Origin of the sequence: Kitasatospora sp. NPDC059827, from assembly GCF_042731675.1 — a bacterium.
In the GTDB taxonomy this organism is placed as follows: Bacteria; Actinomycetota; Actinomycetes; order Streptomycetales; family Streptomycetaceae; genus Kitasatospora.
On sequence record NZ_JBHWIV010000050.1, the window covers coordinates 1 to 17,953 of the forward strand.

A 17,953-nucleotide genomic window follows, 5' to 3' on the forward strand; every position below is an offset into this window, starting at 1 on the left:
CTACTTTACCTGTAAACGTGTGCGCCGTGACCCGCCCCGGCCCGGCCGCGCCCCCCCCCCACCCCGTGGGGTCCGGGGCCGCGGTCCGCACGCCCGGACGGGCGTACGGAGTCCGGGTCACGCACCGTCCCTGGGCGCGCTCCGGAACCAGTGGGCCGGGCGGGCCGGAGGGCAGCTCCGGCCCGCCCGGCGGACCGTCAGACGGGCCGGGAGGCGAGCTCCTTGGCCGCGCGGGCGCAGGCACGCGCGATCCGGTCCTCGTTGACGGTGGTCAGCTCGCCCTTCTCGACGACGGCGTTGCCGTTGACGAACAGGGTTGCCAGCGGCGGCAGCGCGCCGAAGGTGAGGGCCGCGACCGGGTCGGCGATCGAGGAGTGCATGACCCCGTCGATCTTCCACAGCGCCAGGTCGGCCAGCTTGCCGGCCTCGATGGAGCCGATCTCGGCCTGCCGCCCGAGCACCCGGGCGCCGCCCATGGTGCCCAGCCGCAGCGCCTGGCGCCCGGTCAGCGCGGTCGGGGAGCCGTGCAGCCGGTTGATCAGCAGCGCGTTGCGCAGCTCGGTGCCCAGCTCGCCGGACTCGTTGGAGGCGGTTCCGTCGACGCCGAGCCCGACCGGTACGCCGGCCTTGAGCATGTCGGGCACCCGGGCGATCCCGGCGGCCAGGCGGGCGTTGGAGGAGGGGCAGTGCGCCACGCCGGTGCCGGTCTCGGCGAACTTGGCGATGTCGGAGTCGTTCATGTGGACGCAGTGCGCCATCCAGACGTCCTCGCCGAGCCAGCCGACCGACTCGAAGTAGTCGGTCGGCCCCATGCCGAACAGCTCCTTGCAGAACTGCTCCTCCTCGGCCGTCTCGGAGCCGTGGGTGTGCAGCCGGACGCCCTTGCGGCGGGCGAGTTCGGCGGACTGGCGGAGCAGGTCGGTGGAGACCGAGAAGGGCGAACAGGGTGCCAGTGCGACGTGCAGCATCGAGCCGAAGGAGGAGTCGTGGTAGCGGTCGACGGCGGCCTCGGAGGCGGCCAGGATGTCGTCCAGCTCCTCGACGGCGTGGTCCGGCGGCAGTCCGCCGTCCTTCTTGCTGCGGTCCATCGAGCCGCGCAGCGCGGTGAAGCGCAGGCCGAGCTCCTGGACGGCCTCGATCGAGGCACCGAGGATGTCGCCGCCGTCCTTGGGGAAGACGTAGTGGTGGTCCGAGGCGGTGGTGCAGCCGGACTTGAGCAGGGCGGCGGCCGAGCCCTGGCTGGCGGCGTGCACGAGCTTGTCGTCGATCCGGGCCCAGGTCGGGTAGAGGGCGACCAGCCAGTCGAAGAGGATGTCGTCCTGGGCGAGGCCGCGGGTGATCCACTGGTAGAAGTGGTGGTGGGTGTTGACCAGGCCGGGGGTGAGCAGGTGGCCCTCGCCGTTGATCCGGCGCACCACGTTGTCCAGCCACGCCGGGGCGGGGCCGTTGCCGACGGATTCGATCCGGTTGCCGAGGATGACCACGTGGCCGCGGGCGTACTCGGTGTCGACGGCGTCGACCGTGGCGATCGCGACGTTCTCGATCACGATCCGCTGGTCGGCGGGCGGGGGCTGGACTGCCATGGTGTCACTCCTATGGGGGAGGGCCAGGAGGGGCGCGCACCGCGTGGTGTGCGCCCCTGCCCGGACCGGTCAGGACGGTGTCGCCGTCGGCACCGTCGCGCCGGGGGCCTCGCCGGACCTGGACTGCGATGCGGACCGGCGGGCGGTTCCGACGTGGTGGAACAGCAGGTTGAGCAGGACGGCCATCACGCAGCCGGCCGAGATCCCCGAGTGCATCAGGGTCCGGACCGCCTCCGGGAAGGCGTCGTAGAAGGTGGGTACGGCGATCGGGATGATGCCGACCCCGAGCGAGACCGACACCAGGATGGTGTTGGCGCTGGACTCCATGCCGGCCTCCGCGAGGGTGCGGATCCCGCTCGCCGCGACCGTGCCGAAGAGGACGATCCCGGCACCGCCGAGCACGGGCTGCGGCACCAGCGAGACGACCGAGCCGAGGACCGGGAAGAGCCCCAGCAGGATCAGGATGCCTCCGCCGGCCGCGACCACGAAGCGACTGCGGATCTTGGTCAGCGCCACCAGCCCGATGTTCTGGGCGAAGGCGCTGGCGGCGAAGCCGTTGAAGACGGGGCTGAGCGCGGTGGCCAGTCCGTCGGCCCGGAGGCCGGCGGCGAGCGTGGGTTCGTCGGCCTCGCGCTCGACGATCTTGCCGAGGGCGAGCATGTCGGCGGTGGACTCGGTCATCGAGACCACCATGACGATGCACATCGAGACGATCGCGGCCGCGTCGAAGGCGGGCGCGCCGAAGTGGAACGGGGACGGGAGTGCGAAGACCTTCGCGTCCTGGACCGCGCCGAAGTCGGCCAGCCCCAGCGGGAAGGCGACCAGGGTGCCGAACGCCAAGCCGATGAGCAGGGACAGCTGCTGCCAGAAGCCGCGCAGCAGCCGGTTGCAGAGCACCACCGCGGCGAGGGTGATCGCGGCGAGGCCGACGGCCCGTACGGAGCCGTACCCGGGGGCGCCCGGCGAGCCGCCGCGCGCCCAGTTCACCGCCACCGGGAGCAGGGACACCCCGATGAGGGTGATCACGGTGCCCTGGACGACCGGGGGGAAGAACCGGATGAGCTTGCAGAAGTACGGCGCCGCGAGGAAGCACAGGGCTCCCGCGACGATCACCGCGCCGAAGATCACCGGGAGGGCGTCCTTCGGTCCGTGTTCCTTGGCGATGGCGATCATGGGCGCGACGCCCGCGAACGACACGCCGTTCACGAACGGCAGTCGTGCGCCGATCTTCCAGATGCCGAGGGTCTGGAGCAGGGTGGCCAGTCCGGCGGTGAACAGGCTGGCCGATATGAGCAGGGCGAGGTCGGTGGCGGAGAGTCCGACGCCGGCGCCGACGATGAGCGGGGGTGCGACGACTCCCGCGTACATCGCGGCGACGTGCTGGAGACCGGTGGAGAACAGCTTCACCGGGGGCAGTACCTCGTCCACGGGGTGGGTCCCGGACCCGGACGGCCCGCCGGGCAGGCGGGTCGACGTACCGTCCGGGCCTGGGGTTCTTGCAGGGGTGGAACCGCCGTCGTTACTGCTGGTGTTGCTGGGTGCCATGTCGAGCCCCTCTTGTGCCCGTGGCTCCCGGCGCGCCCGTGGCGCTGGAGATCCCCCGAGGGCGGGACGGCGGAGCAAGGATCCCTCGGGACGCTTCTCCAGTGCCCCGGGCCGGCCGCCGCGAGGCGAGCACGAACTCCGGTTGGTGGGGGTGGAGAAACAGGTGGAGCGTGGTGCGGTGGTACGAGTGGCGAAGGTGGTACGAGTGGCGAAGGTGGTGCGGGTGGTGCGGTCCGCCCGAACTCGACCGGCCCGAGCGGGCCGGAGGGTGCGGCGATTCCGGGCGGAGTCCATGGGGTGGTGTGAGCGGGGTGGGCGGGGTGGGGGAGGTCAGGCGACCGGGATGACCGGGACGACGCCCTCGCGGTGCACGGTGCCCTCGATCAGGCCGTACATGCGGTCCGCGGCGTAGTAGACCTCGTTCTCGTTCTTGAGGCCGAACGGCTCCAGGTCGACGAGGAAGTGGTGCTTGTTGGGCAGTTCGAGGCGTACCTCGTCCACCTCGGCGCGGTTGTTGAGGACCCGGGTGCCCATCGCGTGCAGGGTCTGCTGCAGCGAGTAGGAGTAGGTCTCGGCGAACGCCTCCAGCATGTGCCGCTTCACGTGGGTGTAGGAGCGGTTCCAGTTGGGCTGGGCCTCGCCGTCGCGACCGCTGTAGCCGTACTTCCAGCGGGCGGTGACCTGGGTGGCGAGGATGCGGTCGTACGCCTCCTGGAGGGTGGTGTACTTGTCCTTGATGTAGCCCCAGAACTCCGAGTTGGTGGAGTTCATGACGATGAGGTCCTTGAGGCCGGAGATGACCTGCACGGTCTCGCCGTCGTAGACGATCTCGGTGGTGCGGGTCTCCTGGCCGGTACGGACGAAGGAGTGGCCGACCTCCTCCGAACCGATGAACCGGGCCGAGCTGTCCGGCGTCCTGATCCGGTCCCAGGCGTACTCCTCGATCCGGATCCGGGCGCTGTGCACGACGCCGCGCTCGGTGTCGTCGACGAAGTGCCGGGCCAGCAGGATGCCGAAGGCCTCGGCCGAGTCGATGCCGTACTCCTTGGCGAAGGCGTACACGGTGTTCTTGGTGGTGTCGGTGGGAACGCAGTTGGCGTTCGACCCGGTGAGGTGGACGTCCTCGAACTCGCCCTGGAGGGAGACCGAGACGTTCAGGTCCTTGATCTCGTGCCGGGTGGAGTCGCGGTAGACCCGGACGATGCGGTTCTCCGCCTTGCCGTACTGGTTCTGACCGAGCACGTGGGCCATGACAGGCTCCTAAGCTTCCAGGTCGGTCTACTAGCTTCCGCGGTAGACCGAGTATCCGAACGGGTTCAGCAGCAGCGGCACGTGGTAGTGGTGCTGCTCGGGCGCGACCGTGAAGACGATCGAGACCTCGGGGAAGAACGGCGGCTCCGCGGACTTGAGCGCGTAGTACGCGCCGGTGTCGAAGAGCAGCCGGACGACCGAGCCCGCCTCCACGGCCGGGAGGTCCTTGACCCGGCCGTCGGAGTCCGTGGCGGAGGTGCCGAGCACCTGCCAGCCACCCTCGGTGTGCAGTGCGAGCTCGACCGGGACGCCCTCGGCCGGGCGGCCGAGGCTGGTGTCGAGCACGTGGGTGGAGATGCCAGTCATGGGTGAGGTGACCTTACTGATGGCAGAGGTGATGGTGCGTCAGATCGCGCGGGGCGCACGTCCGGGGTGGGGCGTCCGGGGTGGGACGGTCCCGCCCTTGAAGCATTCTTGACGATGTGTCAGGAGGCGTCGAGGAGGCGGTTCAGCCGGATGTCGTTGATCTTGCGCAGCTCGCCCCGGACGATCTCCGCCTCGGTGGCGGGGTCGTTGGGGTGGCGCTCGCGCAGGGCCGTGAGCATGGTGACCGCGGTGCGCCCGGTCGCGCAGATCAGGAACACGTGGCCGAACTTCGCCTCGTAGGCGGTGTTGGCCTCGTGCAGTTCGTCGAGGACCGCCCGGTCCACGCCCTGGATGCCGGCCTGTTCGCGCTCGGAGGTGGCGTCGCCCTCCTTGGGGCGGCCGATCCGGGCGTGTCCGGCCATCGCGTCGCGCAGGTCCGCGACGGTCAGCGCGGCCATGGCCGCCGCGTTGGCGGCGAGCAGGGCCTCACGGCTGGACCAGGGTCGGGTCTGTGCGACGGCGGCGGCCCAACGGGGGCTGGAGCATACCTCCAGCAGGATCTCCTCCAGTTTCGCGGCATCGGCCGCGGCCAGGGAGTCGAGGGCGTGGGGGTGGTTGGTCACGAGTGGACCTCCTGAAAGAGTGGTGCCACCCGGAAAAGCTAGATCGGCCCCACCCCGCCGTCAACAGTTTGTTGAACCCTTGGTGGTTACGTTTTGAACCGGGCCGCGCTGCGGGGCCCTTTCGTGTGCGATTCGCCAAGTGTGCCCCGCCGTGGGCCGGTCGAGACTGTCCACAGCGGCGGGGTCACCCGTCCGCGAACCCCTCGGGAGTTCCTCGCGAGCTCTTCGTGGGGGGCCCGCGAGCCGCGCTCAGGACGGCTTCGTGCCGTCCTGGCGGTTCAGGTAGTTGTACACGGTGAAGCGGCTGACGCCCAGGGCCGAGGCGACCGTCTCGACCCCGTGGCGGACGGTGAAGGCGCCGCGCTCCTCCAGGAGGGCGACGACCCGCTGCTTCTCCCAGCGGTCCAGCTCGGCCAGCGGGCGGCCGTCGAACTGGCGGGTCATCTCGGCCAGCAGTCGCTCCAGCGCACTGCTCAGGTGCGGCAGCCGGACGGCCAGGGCCGGGGTGCCCTCCCACTCCAGGACGACGTCCTCGGCCTTCGCCTCGTCCAGCGGGACGGGCGTCGCGCCGACCGCGTCCAGCAGCGGCTTGACCGCCGCGGCGAGCGGGTGTTCCACGTGCTCGGTCACGGCGTACCGCCCTCCTCTCCCAGCACGCTCACCTGGACGGAGATGCGGGTCGCCCCGGCGTCCAGGGTCTCCCGGAGCAGCCGGGTCACCGCGGCGAGGACCTGGTCGGCCTCGCCCTCGGCGCCGGTCCCGAAGGGGCCGACCGACACGTCCAGGCCGGCCTCGTCGACGACCTTGCGGGCCGTCGCGGCGTGCTCGGGGAACGTGTCCAGTTCGAACGGTTCTGTCGTGAACTCCACCATCAATCGCACCTGCTCACTCTAGCGAGCGGGGGTGGGCGGGGGCAGGGGCTGGGCGATCGAACAGTCGCGGGGCCGGTGGGCGGACCCCTCGGAGCCACTTCAACAAAATGTTGCGGCAGCCTTGACACCTGCTCGGCGGGCCGGAGATGCTTCCACCACACAGAATCCCTCTTCCGGATCGTGGAAGTTGCGGATGAAGGAAGAGAGAGTGAGAGGTGATGGACGTGACGGCGGCTGCCAAGCACGGCTTCACGGTCAACCTGTCGATCCTGTTCGGCGAACTCCCGCTGCTGGAGCGCCCCGCGGCCGCCGCCGCGGCCGGCTTCACGGCCGCCGAACTCTGGTGGCCCTTCGGCACCGAACACAGCCCGGGCCGTGCCGAACTCGACGCGCTGCGCAAGGCGTTCAGTGACGCGGGCGTCCGGCTCACCGGCCTCAACTTCCTGGACGACCTCAGCCAGGGCGCCCGGGGAACCGTCTCGGTCCCGTCCGAGCGGGAGCGCTTCCGGGTCAACGTCCCGGTCGCCGCGGAACTGGCCGCCTCGCTCGGTGCCACCGCGCTCAACGCGCTGTACGGCAACCGGGTCGAGGGCGTCCAGCCGGCCGAGCAGGACGCGGTCGCACTGGAGAACCTGGTGCTCGCGGCCCGGGCGGCCCACGAGATCGGTGCCGTCCTGCTGATCGAGGCCCTCAACGAGGCCGAGTCCCCGGACTACCCGCTGGTCTCCGCGGCCGCCGCGGTCGAGGTGGTCGACAAGGTCAACGCCGCCACCGGCCTGGGGAACGCCAGGTTCCTCTGCGACCTGTACCACCTGGCCAAGAACGGCGAGGACCTGGCGGCCGTCATCGACTCCTACGCCGACCGGATCGGCCACGTGCAGATCGCCGACAACCCGGGCCGCAACGAGCCCGGCACCGGCGGGCTGGACTTCGAGGACCTGTTCGCCCGGCTCAGCGCGGCCGGCTACAGCGGCTCGATCGGCCTGGAGTACCGCCCCTCCACCGGCGTCAGCGCCGACAGCTTCGACTGGCTGCCGCGCGAGCTGCGCGCCGCCCGCTGACCCGGCGCCCACTCCGCCGGCCGACCCGGCGCCCCCGGCGCCCGTCCGGCCCGGGTGTGCGGCGTACCGCGGCGTACCGCGGCGCCCGTCCGGCCCGTCACCCCTCCCCACCCGTACACGTAAGGAACCCGACGCGATGAGCGCCTCCCGCAAGATTGCCTTCGTCGGCCTCGGCATCATGGGCAAGCCCATGGCCGTCAACCTGGTCAAGGCCGGCCACCACGTGACCGGCTTCGACCTCTCCCAGGCCTCGATCGACACCGTGATCGCGGCCGGCGGCCACGGCGCCGCCAGCATCGCCGACGCGGTGAAGGACGCCGAGGTCGTCATCACCATGGTCCCGGCCGACCCGCACGTCGAGGCGGTCATCCTCGGTGAGGGCGGCGTCCTGGAGAACGTCCAGGCCGGCACCCTGGTGATCGACATGTCCTCGATCACCCCGCAGACCTCCATCAAGGTCGGCAAGGCCGCCCGGGAGAAGGGCGTGCGCACCCTGGACGCCCCGGTCTCCGGCGGCGAGGCCGGTGCGGTCGAGGCAGTGCTGTCGATCATGGTCGGCGGCGAGGCGGCGGACTTCGCCGAGGCGAAGCCGCTGTTCGACGCGCTCGGCACCACGGTCGTCCACGTCGGCCCCGACGGCGCCGGCCAGACCGTCAAGGCCGCCAACCAGCTGATCGTCGCGGTCAACATCCAGGTGCTCGCCGAGGCCGTGGTGTTCCTGGAGAACGCCGGCGTCGACCTCGCGGCCGCGCTGGACGTGCTCGGCGGCGGCCTGGCCGGCTCCACGGTGCTCAACCGCAAGAAGGCGAACATGCTCAACCGCGAGTTCGCCCCCGGCTTCCGGATCGACCTGCACCACAAGGACATGGGCATCGTCACCGACGCCGCCCGCGCCGTGGGCGCCGCGCTGCCGGTCGGCGCCGTGGTCGCCCAGCTGGTCGCCTCCGCCCGGGCCAACGGCGACGGTTCGCTCGACCACTCGGCGCTGCTGCGCGGCGTCGAGCGGCTCTCGGGCCGCGAGGTCGCCTGACCCGAGGGGCCGAGGCCCCACAGACTCCTCCTGGTGGCGTGTACCTGATCCGGTCGTGCCCGCGCCACCAGGAGGCCAGACCCGACCGGCGTGCGGGCAGGGGCTCATCCGCCCGCCCGCCGGTCGATCCAAGCCGGTGACGCACACACCCTCCCGGGGGCACTTCGGTCGTGCCAGCGGTGCGTCGCCTGGCCCCCTCCTCGCCGAGGGGAGCCCCTCGAACGTCGGAAGCGGGTCGAGGGGAACGGCGGGGAGGGGGTCGCACCCCCTACGGGACCGGCGCTCCCACAGAAGCGACGATCCTCCGGGACCGGCGCCCCCGCGGGAGCCCGGCCCCTGGCCGGGCCGCACCGCCCGGCCAGGGGGGTCGCAACCCCGGTGCCACCGGACCCATGCTTGTCCGGACCCATGTTCGTGGAACACCGCCCGACCCGCACGGAAGTGAGGACCACCGATGCCCCCCACCCCCCTCAAGGGCCACGTGGTCGTAGCGCCGGACAAGTTCAAGGGCACCCTGGAGGGTGCCGAGGTCGCCGCCCGGATCGCCGCCGGCATCCGGCGTGCCGCGCCCGGCGCCGACGTGCGCGAACTGCCCGTCGCCGACGGCGGTGAGGGCACTCTGGCCGCGGCGCTCGCGGCCGGGTTCGACCGCGTCCCGGCCAAGGTGGCCGGTCCGACCGGCCTGCCGGTGGACGCCGCGCTGGCCGTCCGCGGCGACACCGCCGTGGTCGAACTGGCCCAGGCCTCCGGGCTCGCCCGGCTGCCCGGCGGCCGGACCGCCCCGCTCGCGGCCGGCTCCTACGGCGTCGGCCAGCTGATCGCCCGCGCGGTGTCGATGGGTGCCAAGCGGATCGTGCTCGGCCTCGGCGGCAGCGCCTGCACGGACGGCGGGGCCGGCATGGTGCAGGCGCTCGGGGTCCGGCTGCGGGACGCCGACGACGTCGAACTGCCGCCCGGCGGAGCCTCGTTGCGCCGCCTGGAGCGGATCGACCTCGGCCCGCTGGCCGAGCTGCTGGCCGGCGCGGACGTCGTGGTCGCCTGCGACGTGGACAACCCGCTGCTGGGCCCGCGCGGCGCCACCGCCGTCTACGGCCCGCAGAAGGGCGCCGACGGGGACGACCTGGTGGTCCTGGAGCAGGGGCTGACCCGCTTCGCCGACCAGGTGGCCGCGGTGACCGGTCGGGACGTGCGGGATGCCCCCGGCGCCGGGGCCGCGGGCGGGGTGGGCTTCGCCGCCCTCGCCCTGCTCGGCGCCACCATGCGACCCGGTATCGAGCTGCTGCTCGAACTGCTGGGTTTCGACGAGGCCGTGCGTGGGGCACGCCTCGTCGTCACCGGTGAGGGCTGCCTGGACGCTCAGACGCTCCATGGCAAGGCCCCCGCCGGAGTCGCCGCGGCGGCTGCCCGGGCGGGGGTTCGGGTGGCCGCCGTGGCGGGTCGGCTGGAGCTGTCCGAGCCCGAGTGGCGGGCGGCCGGCTTCACCGCCGCGGTCGCCCTCACCGACCTGGCCGAGCAGCCGGGGGACAGCATGACCAGGGCCGGCGAGCTGGCCGAGGTGGCGGGGGAGCGGCTGGCCGAAGAGCTGCTGCCGGGCTGAGCCCTCGTACGTTCCTCCATTGACGTTTTGTTGAAGGCGGGCCTAGGCTCCCGGCAATCCTTCGACCCCACCCGTGTCCCGCCACCCCCAACTCCCAGGTTCCGGAGGTCCCCATGCCGATCAGCCAGCCAGCGGTGATCCGCTCCCGCCGGGCGGTGCTGCCCGAGGGCGAGCGCCCCGCGGACGTGCTGATCCGGGACGGCAGGATCGAGCAGGTCGCCGCCCACGGATCGCTCGTGGTCGGCGACAGCGACCTCGTCGACCTCGGCGACACCGCGCTGCTGCCCGGCCTGGTCGACACCCACGTGCACGTCAACGAGCCCGGCCGGACCGAGTGGGAGGGCTTCGCCACCGCCACCCGGGCCGCCGCGGCCGGCGGCGTCACCACCATCATCGACATGCCGCTCAACTCCGTACCGCCCACCACCACGGTGGCGGGGCTGGACGTCAAGCGGAAGACCGCCGAGGGCCAGGCCTGGGTCGACCTCGGCTTCTGGGGCGGGGCCGTGCCCGGCAACGTCCCGGACCTCGAACCCCTGCACCGGGCGGGCGTGTTCGGCTTCAAGAGCTTCCTCGCCCCGTCCGGCGTCGACGAGTTCCCGCACGTCGAGGCCGCCGACCTGGAGGCCGCGCTGGCCGAGCAGGCCCGGATCGGGGCACTGGCGATCATCCACGCCGAGGATCCGGCCGTGCTGGCCGCCGCGCCGCAGCAACCCGGCGTCCACTACCGGGACTTCCTCGCCTCCCGCCCGGCCGGCGCGGAGACCGCCGCGGTCGCCCACCTGCTCGACACGGCCCGGCGCACCGGCGCCCGGGTGCACATCCTGCACGTCTCCTCGGCGGCCGTGCTGCCCCTGCTGCGCCGGGCCCGCGAGGCTGGCGTACGGGTCACCGCCGAGACCTGCCCGCACTACCTGACGCTCGCCGCCGAGCAGGTGCCCGACGGCGACACCGCCTTCAAGTGCTGCCCGCCGATCCGCGACGAGGCCAACCGGGACGCCCTCTGGCAGGCCCTGGCCGACGGCGAGTTCACCGCCGTCGTCTCGGACCACTCGCCGTCCACCCCCGACCTCAAGCTGCTGCCCGAGTTCGGCGGCAGCGGCGACTTCGCGGCGGCCTGGGGCGGCATCGCCTCGCTCCAGCTGGGCCTGCCCGCCATCTGGACCGAGGCCCGCCGGCGCGGCCACACGCTCGCCGACGTGGTGCGCTGGATGTCCGCCGGACCGGCCGAACTGGTCGGCCTCACCGGCACCAAGGGCGCCATCGCGGCGGGCTGCGACGCCGACCTGGTCGCCTTCGACCCCGACGGGGAGTTCGCCGTCCACGCGGGCGAGCTGCACCACCGCAACCCGGTCACCCCGTACGCCGGACGGACCCTGAGCGGCGCCGTGCGCACCACCTGGCTGCGCGGCCGGGCGGTGGACACCGGGGCCGAGCCCTTCGGCCGCCAGCTGCTGCGCCCGGCGGACCAGCCCGGCGGACCGGCCTGACGAACCGGCCCGGCGGACCGGCCTGACGACCAGCCCGGCGGACCGGCCCGGCGGGCCGGGCCCTCGCTCCCGGCTCCCGGGCCTGCCAACTCCCTTACCCACCACGCCTTCCGAGGAGAGTCAGTGACCACTGCCGACACCCCGAGCGCTCCCTTCACCGAGCTGGTCAACCTGGCCTCCCGGCTGCTCGGCGCGGGCGTCGTCGCCACCAACGAGGACACCTTCGCGGACGCCGAGAACCTGCTGGTGGCCAAGCCGGCCGAGTTCCGCCCGCACACCTTCGGCCACAAGGGCCAGATCATGGACGGCTGGGAGTCCAAGCGCCGCCGCGGTGTCTCCGCGGACCAGCCGCACCCCACCGACCAGGACCACGACTGGGCGATCGTCCGGCTCGGCGTCGGCGGTGCGATCCGCGGCGTGATCGTCGACACCGCGCACTTCACCGGCAACTACCCGGAGAGCGCCGTGGTCGAGGCCGCCTCCGTCCCCGGGCACCCCTCGCCCGAGGAGCTGCGGGCCGCCGAGTGGACCGTCCTCGTGCCGCGCACCCCGCTGCGGGGCGACACCGCCCACGAGTTCGCCGTCCAGGACGACTCCCGCTACACCCACGTACGGCTCAACATCTACCCGGACGGCGGCGTGGCCCGGCTCCGGGTGCACGGCGAGGTGCTGCCCGACCCGCGCGAACTGGACGGCCTCACCTTCGACCTGGCCGCCCAGGAGTACGGCGGCGTGGCCGAGGCGGCCTCCGACCGCTACTTCTCCTCCCCGCACAACCTGAACGCTCCCGGTCGCGCCTCCGTCATGGGCGAGGGCTGGGAGACCCGTCGTCGGCGCGACAAGGCCAACGACTGGGTTCAGATCGCCCTGGCCGGGGGCGGTGAGGCCCTGGCGGTCGAGGTGGACACCACCCACTTCGTCGCCAATGCCCCCGGCTGGGCCGACCTGATCGGCTTCGACGCCTCGACCGGGCAGGCCGCGACCTCGCAGACGCCGGCCGACGGCGAGTGGTTCGAGATCCTGCCCCGCACCCGCCTGCAGCCCGACACCCGGCACCGCTTCCGGCTCGACGTCGGCCGCCCGGTGACCCACGTGCGGATCAACGTCTACCCGGACGGCGGCCTCGCCCGCCTGCGGCTCACCGGCCGCCTCACCGAGGCCGGCCGCGCGGCCCTCGCGCTGCGCTGGTTCAACGCCGTCCCGGCCGCGGAGGCCGCCGCCGCCCTCGTCGACGCCGGCCTCGGCACGGAGGAGGCCGCCGCCCTGGCCGCCGCCCGCCCGCTGGCGGACCCGGCCGCGGCCACCGCCGCGGTCGCCGGCCTCCAGCCGGCCGACGGACCGGACGGCGAGCACTCCGCCCGCCGCCGCTCGGCGCTGTGGCGCCTGCTGGGCGTCTGAGCGGGGCTCGCCCGCCCGCCCGCTCCACCTCTCCACGCACCGCCTTATCGACACCTGAAGGACCCTCCATGTCCAAGATCCTGACCACGGAGTCCGGCGCCCCGGTCGCCGACAACCAGAACTCGGCCTCGGCCGGCGAGTACGGCCCGCTGCTGATCCAGGACCAGCAGCTGCTGGAGAAGCTGGCCCGGTTCAACCGCGAGCGCATCCCGGAGCGCGTCGTGCACGCCCGCGGCTCCGGCGCGTACGGCTACTTCGAGGTCACCGACGAGGTGTCGAAGTACACCCGGGCGGCGTTCCTGTCGGAGGTCGGCAAGCGCACCGAGGTCTTCCTGCGCTTCTCCACGGTGGCCGGCAACCTCGGCGCCAGCGACGCGGTGCGCGACCCGCGCGGCTTCGCGCTGAAGTTCTACACCGAGCAGGGCAACTACGACCTCGTCGGCAACAACACCCCGGTGTTCTTCATCAAGGACCCGGTCAAGTTCCCCGACTTCATCCACTCTCAGAAGCGCGACCCGTACACCGGCGTGCAGGAGGCGGACAACGTCTGGGACTTCTGGGCCCACTCGCCGGCCTCGACCCACCAGATCACCTGGCTGTTCGGCGACCGCGGCATCCCCGCCTCGTACCGCCACATGAACGGCTACGGCTCGCACACCTACCAGTGGGTCAACGCCGAGGGCGAGGCCTACTGGGTGAAGTACCACTTCAAGACCAACCAGGGCATCCGCAGCCTGGACGGCGACCAGGCCGCCGAGGTGGTCGGCGCCGACGCCGACTCGCACCAGCGCGACCTCCACCAGGCCATCGAGCGGGGCGTGTTCCCGTCCTGGACCCTCTACGTCCAGCTGATGCCGGTCGCCGAGGCCGCGGACTACCGCTTCAACCCCTTCGACCTCACCAAGGTGTGGCCGCACGCCGACTACCCGCTGGTCAAGGTCGGCCGCCTGGTGCTCAACAAGAACCCGGAGAACGTCTTCGCCGAGGTCGAGCAGTCCGCGTTCTCGCCGAACAACTTCGTGCCCGGCATCGGCCCCTCCCCGGACAAGATGCTCCAGGGCCGGCTGTTCGCCTACGCCGACGCCCAGCGCTACCGCCTCGGCGTCAACCACACCCTGCTGCCGGTGAACGCCCCGCGCGCCACCGAGGCCGCCAACTACGGCCGGGACGGCCTCATGGCCGTCAACAGCGCCGGCCGCGGCAAGAACTACGAGCCCAACTCGTACGACGGCCCGGCCCAGACCGACGGTGCGCTCGCGGCGCCGGTCAAGGTCGACGGCTACACCGGCACCTACACCACGCCGGCCCACACCAAGGACGACGACTTCTTCCAGGCCGGCGAGCTCTACCGGCTGATGTCGCAGGGCGAGCGGACCCGCCTGATCGACAACATCGCGGGCTTCCTGTCGCAGGTCAGCCGGGACGACGTGGTGGAGAGGAACCTCGCCCACTTCCACGCCGCCGACGAGGAGTACGGCGCCCGCCTGGAGGCCGCCGTCGCCAAGCTCCGCGCGGGCGACGAGGGCTGACCCTCCGCGGGCCGCCCCCCTCGCACCCTCCGCACCGACCTTTCGCACCCTCAGGACCGCCGGGGCCCGCACCCCGGCGGCTCCACGACGGGCCCCTCCCCCCGGGCAGTGGGGGAGGGGCCCGTCGGGCTTCGCGGGGGCGCTGCGGCGGACGAGGTGTCGGGCGCGGGTTCCGTTCGTGCGTGTGCGCGGGGCCCCTTGTACCAGCCGACCGGCCGTGCTCCACGGAATGTTCACGGATATTCACGGACAGCAGCCGCCCGGGGCCCGGGGTGGATAGGCTGGAGACCGCCCGCGGTCGCTCCGTGGGGGGACATCGGAAGGGGACGACATGTCGACACCAGCCCCGGGTCGTCACGCCGCGCTGGACCAGGGCCCGACGGGCCCGTTCACCTCCCTGCAGCACGCCCTCAGACTGCTGGAGGCCGTCGACCGGCACCCCGACGGCGCCACCCTGGTCGGGCTCGCGCGGGAGACCTCGCTGGGCCTGCCGACCGTCCGCCGGCTCGCCGAGATCCTGGAGATCGAGGGCTACCTCCAGTGCCAGGACGGCGGTTGGGTGCTCGGCGGCACCTTCGCCCTGCTCGGGCAGCACAACCGGGAACAGCTCGTCAAGGCCCGGCTGAACCGCAAACTCGCCGAACTCCGGGACGAGTTGGGCGCCGCGGTCTACTTCACCCGGTACCACGACGGGGAGTTGTCGGTCGAGGCGGTCGCGGCCGCCGACTACGCGCCCGCCGTACAGGAGTGGGTGGACTTCCGCGCCACCGCGCACGCCAGTGCGATCGGCAAGTGCCTGCTCAGCCAGCTCGACGCGGACGGTCGGCGGGACCACCTCTCCCGGCACCCGGTCGCCCGGCTGACCTCCCGCACCGTCACCGACGCCGACCAGCTGATGCACCGGCTGGAGCGCCAGCCCGCGACGGTGCCGGTGCTGGACATCCAGGAGTACGCGCTCGGCACCGTCTGCGCGGCGGTGCCGATCACGGCGGGCAGCACGGTCGGCTGCCTGGCCACCTCGATGCCGGTGGACAACATCCACAAGCTCAGGGCCGCCGCCGAACTGCTGGCCGCCCGGGCGGCGCCGTTGATGCTGGCGATGGCGGTCTGAGCACCGCTCGCTCGTGGGGCCCCGTCGGACGCGTCGTCCGGCGGGGCCCGCGCGCTTTCCACGGGAGGGTCTCCGGGGGCGGGTTTCCGGGGGGAGGGTTTCCGGGGGTGTCCCGCGGTGCGCATCACTTATTAGACTCGATGTCGATAAGAGGTGCCGAACCCCTTGTCCCCACCGCTACCGGCGAGTACGTTTCCGAGAGTCGAGCCGCCGCCCCCAGGTCAGGAGGGCCTGCCATGCCCCGCCCCACCCCCGTCCCCGCCGTCGCCGCCCCCGCCGCGCGGGTGCACGAGAGCCTCGTCCTGGAGCCCCGGGACGTCCGCTTCGACTGGGCCCGGCTGCCGCTGCACTGGATCCCGGACGAGCCGATGGCCACCCACGTGATCAACGTGCTGCACCTGCTGCTGCCCGAGGGCGAGCGCTGGTTCGTCAAGGTCTTCAAGGAAGCACTGCCGCTGATCCGGGACGAACAGCTGCGCGAGGAGGTGCTCGGCTTCATCGGGCAGGAGGCCATCCACGCCGAGGCCCACCAGGAGGTGCTCGACCACCTGCTCGGCCAGGGCCTCGACCCGCGCCCGTACGTCCGGCAGATCTCCTGGCTGTTCCAGCGCGTCCTCGGCGACAAGCCGGGCCTGACGCCGGCCCAGCGGCGGGAGAACGTCATCGAACGGGTCGCCTTCGTCGCGGCGATCGAGCACTTCACCGCCTTCCTCGGCAACTGGGCGCTCAACTCCCCGGGCCTGGACCGGGCCAAGGCCGACCCGACGATGCTGGACCTGCTGCGCTGGCACGGCGCCGAGGAGGTCGAGCACCGCAGCGTCGCCTTCGACCTGATGGTCCATCTGGACCCGGGCTACCTGCGGCGGGTCCGCGGCATGGCGATCTCCGGGCCGCTGCTGGTGCACCTCTGGGTGCGCGGCGCCCGCTTCCTGCTCGCCGCCGACCCGACCCTGGAGGGGCGGCTCCGGCCCACCTGGCGGGAGGCGAGCCGGATCGCCAAGCGCGGACTGCTGCCGGACCCGGTCCGCTCCCTCCGCTCCGGGCTGCGCTACCTCCGGCCGGGCTACCACCCGACCCAGGAGGGCTCCTCCAGCCAGGCGCTGGGCTACCTCGCCACCTCCCCGGCCGCCCGGGCGGCGGCCGGGCGGGGCTGACGGGGAACAGCTGACGGCTGACAACTGACAGGTTTCAACGAACAGCGAACGTTATCTGTTCGCTGAAATCTGAAATCTGAAATCTGAAATCTGAAATCTGTCAGTTGTCAGTCGTCGGCCGTCAGCTGCCGCCCGCCGCCCGCCCGCTCCCGCCGCCCGCCCCCTCTCCCCGCCAAGGACCCGCCCGGATGGACCTGCTCACCCCGCCCCCCGACCTCTACGGCCGCCCCCGCGCCGACGGCTTCATGCGCTGGCTCACCGCCTTCGGTGACCGCTACTCCCCGGCGCTCGGCGGCCCGCTGCTGCGCCGCAACCCCCGCCGCCCGCTCAGCCGCCCCACCCCGCTGCTCCGGCTGGTCGTCGCCGAGCGCCGTCAACTCACTTCCGACGTGATCGAGTTGACTCTCGCCGACCCCTCCGGCGGTCAACTGCCGTCCTGGCAGCCCGGCGCCCACCTGCGGCTCGCCCTGCCCTCCGGCCGTGAGCGCCACTACTCGCTCAGCGGCGACCCCGCCGACGGCCGGCACTACCGGATCGCCGTCCGGCGGCTGCCCGGGGGCGGCGGAGGGTCCGTCGAGGTCCACGACACCCTGCACCCCGGCGCCCGCCTCGCCGCCCGCCGCCCGCGCAACGGCTTCGCCTTCTGCGCCGAGCCCGCCGTCCTGCTGCTCGCCGGCGGGATCGGCGTCACCCCGCTCCTCCCGATGGCCCGCGAGGCCCAACGGCACGGCCTGGACTGGACGTTGGTGCACGTCGGCCGCAGCGCCGACACCCTCCCGTACAGCGACGAGCTGCGCGCCCTCGATCCGCGCCGGGTCGTGCTGCGCACGGACGACGAGCACGGCGGCGTCCCCACCGGCGCCGAACTCCTCGCCCACGCCCCGCGCGGCGCCGCCGTCTACTGCTGCGGCCCGGCCCCGATGCTCGCCGCCGTCCAGGCGGCACTGGACGAATCCACCTCCGCCGCCCTGCACTTCGAGCGCTTCGGCGCCGCCCCGGTCACCGACGGCCGGCCCTTCGCCGTCCGGCTCGGCGCCGACGGGCCGACCCTGGACGTTCCCGCCGACCGCTCGGCGCTGGACGTGCTGCGCGAGGCCCGCCCCGACCTCCCGTACTCCTGCCACCAGGGCTTCTGCGGCACCTGCGAGGTCCGCCTGCTGGCCGGTACGCCCGAGCACCGGGACCGCCGCCTCACCCCCGAACAGCGCGCCGCCGGCGCACTGCTGCCCTGCGTCTCCCGCGCCGCCGAGGGTGAGACCCTCGTGCTCGACCTCGACCTCGACCTCGACCTCGACCTCGACCTCGACCTCGACCTCGACGTCGACGTCGACCTCGACGTCTAG

At 72.9% G+C, this 17,953-nt stretch carries 16 protein-coding genes; 9 read left to right on the forward strand and 7 right to left on the reverse strand.

Translation table 11 applies throughout. From position 1 onward, the window contains the following. Positions 1-197 precede the first annotated feature (197 nt). The 7 genes from ACFV8H_RS27170 to ACFV8H_RS27200 all read right to left on the reverse strand — a co-directional run bounded on the left by ACFV8H_RS27170 (position 198) and on the right by ACFV8H_RS27200 (position 6,240). Positions 198-1,583, reverse strand: coding sequence for an 8-oxoguanine deaminase (locus tag ACFV8H_RS27170; RefSeq protein ID WP_380404828.1), 1,386 nt, complete (start codon positions 1,581-1,583; stop codon positions 198-200). 69 nt (positions 1,584-1,652) lie between these two features. Continuing rightward, positions 1,653-3,128 carry a nucleobase:cation symporter-2 family protein gene (locus ACFV8H_RS27175; RefSeq protein WP_375891446.1) on the reverse strand — a complete coding sequence of 492 codons (1,476 nt, stop codon included), beginning with the start codon at positions 3,126-3,128 and terminating at the stop codon, positions 1,653-1,655. A 330-nt stretch (positions 3,129-3,458) separates the two neighbouring features. Next, the gene (gene pucL, locus ACFV8H_RS27180) at positions 3,459-4,379 is read right to left on the reverse strand and encodes a factor-independent urate hydroxylase (protein ID WP_380404831.1); all 921 of its coding nucleotides are present in this window, start codon (positions 4,377-4,379) and stop codon (positions 3,459-3,461) included. Positions 4,380-4,409: 30 nt separating this feature from the next. Further along, positions 4,410-4,745 carry a hydroxyisourate hydrolase gene (gene uraH / locus ACFV8H_RS27185; RefSeq protein WP_188309321.1) on the reverse strand — a complete coding sequence of 112 codons (336 nt, stop codon included), beginning with the start codon at positions 4,743-4,745 and terminating at the stop codon, positions 4,410-4,412. Positions 4,746-4,864: 119 nt separating this feature from the next. Beyond that, the gene (gene uraD, locus ACFV8H_RS27190) at positions 4,865-5,368 is read right to left on the reverse strand and encodes a 2-oxo-4-hydroxy-4-carboxy-5-ureidoimidazoline decarboxylase (protein WP_380404834.1); all 504 of its coding nucleotides are present in this window, start codon (positions 5,366-5,368) and stop codon (positions 4,865-4,867) included. 249 nt (positions 5,369-5,617) lie between these two features. After that, positions 5,618-5,998, reverse strand: a complete 381-nt coding sequence (locus tag ACFV8H_RS27195) for a helix-turn-helix domain-containing protein (RefSeq protein ID WP_380404837.1) — start codon at positions 5,996-5,998, stop codon at positions 5,618-5,620. Then, positions 5,995-6,240: a thiamine-binding protein gene (locus ACFV8H_RS27200; RefSeq protein WP_380404961.1), complete on the reverse strand. Its 246-nt coding sequence runs from the start codon at positions 6,238-6,240 to the stop codon at positions 5,995-5,997. The genes ACFV8H_RS27195 and ACFV8H_RS27200 overlap by 4 nt, the downstream gene beginning before the upstream one ends. 218 nt (positions 6,241-6,458) lie before the next feature. Here ACFV8H_RS27200 and ACFV8H_RS27205 point away from each other — a divergent pair, with 218 nt between their 5' ends. From ACFV8H_RS27205 to ACFV8H_RS27245, 9 genes are all read left to right on the forward strand, one after another. Continuing rightward, a complete protein-coding gene (locus ACFV8H_RS27205; RefSeq protein ID WP_380404840.1) occupies positions 6,459-7,301 on the forward strand; it encodes a TIM barrel protein in 843 nt (280 codons plus the stop codon). Positions 7,302-7,437: 136 nt separating this feature from the next. Next, positions 7,438-8,331 carry a 2-hydroxy-3-oxopropionate reductase gene (locus ACFV8H_RS27210; RefSeq protein WP_380404843.1) on the forward strand — a complete coding sequence of 298 codons (894 nt, stop codon included), beginning with the start codon at positions 7,438-7,440 and terminating at the stop codon, positions 8,329-8,331. 454 nt (positions 8,332-8,785) lie between these two features. Next, positions 8,786-9,928: a glycerate kinase gene (locus ACFV8H_RS27215; RefSeq protein ID WP_380404846.1), complete on the forward strand. Its 1,143-nt coding sequence runs from the start codon at positions 8,786-8,788 to the stop codon at positions 9,926-9,928. Between the two features lie 113 nt (positions 9,929-10,041). Next, complete coding sequence (gene allB / locus ACFV8H_RS27220) at positions 10,042-11,418, forward strand: allantoinase AllB (protein ID WP_380404849.1); 1,377 nt, start codon at positions 10,042-10,044, stop codon at positions 11,416-11,418. 123 nt (positions 11,419-11,541) lie between these two features. Further along, complete coding sequence (gene alc, locus ACFV8H_RS27225; protein ID WP_380404852.1) at positions 11,542-12,816, forward strand: allantoicase; 1,275 nt, start codon at positions 11,542-11,544, stop codon at positions 12,814-12,816. Positions 12,817-12,884: 68 nt separating this feature from the next. Continuing rightward, positions 12,885-14,345 (forward strand): catalase, encoded by a 1,461-nt coding sequence (locus ACFV8H_RS27230; protein WP_380404855.1) that lies wholly within the window; start codon positions 12,885-12,887, stop codon positions 14,343-14,345. A gap of 331 nt (positions 14,346-14,676) precedes the next feature. Continuing rightward, positions 14,677-15,456 carry an IclR family transcriptional regulator gene (locus ACFV8H_RS27235; protein WP_380404858.1) on the forward strand — a complete coding sequence of 260 codons (780 nt, stop codon included), beginning with the start codon at positions 14,677-14,679 and terminating at the stop codon, positions 15,454-15,456. Positions 15,457-15,692: 236 nt separating this feature from the next. After that, positions 15,693-16,610 (forward strand): metal-dependent hydrolase, encoded by a 918-nt coding sequence (locus ACFV8H_RS27240; RefSeq protein ID WP_380404861.1) that lies wholly within the window; start codon positions 15,693-15,695, stop codon positions 16,608-16,610. A gap of 188 nt (positions 16,611-16,798) precedes the next feature. Beyond that, the gene (locus ACFV8H_RS27245) at positions 16,799-17,953 is read left to right on the forward strand and encodes a PDR/VanB family oxidoreductase (RefSeq protein ID WP_380404864.1); all 1,155 of its coding nucleotides are present in this window, start codon (positions 16,799-16,801) and stop codon (positions 17,951-17,953) included.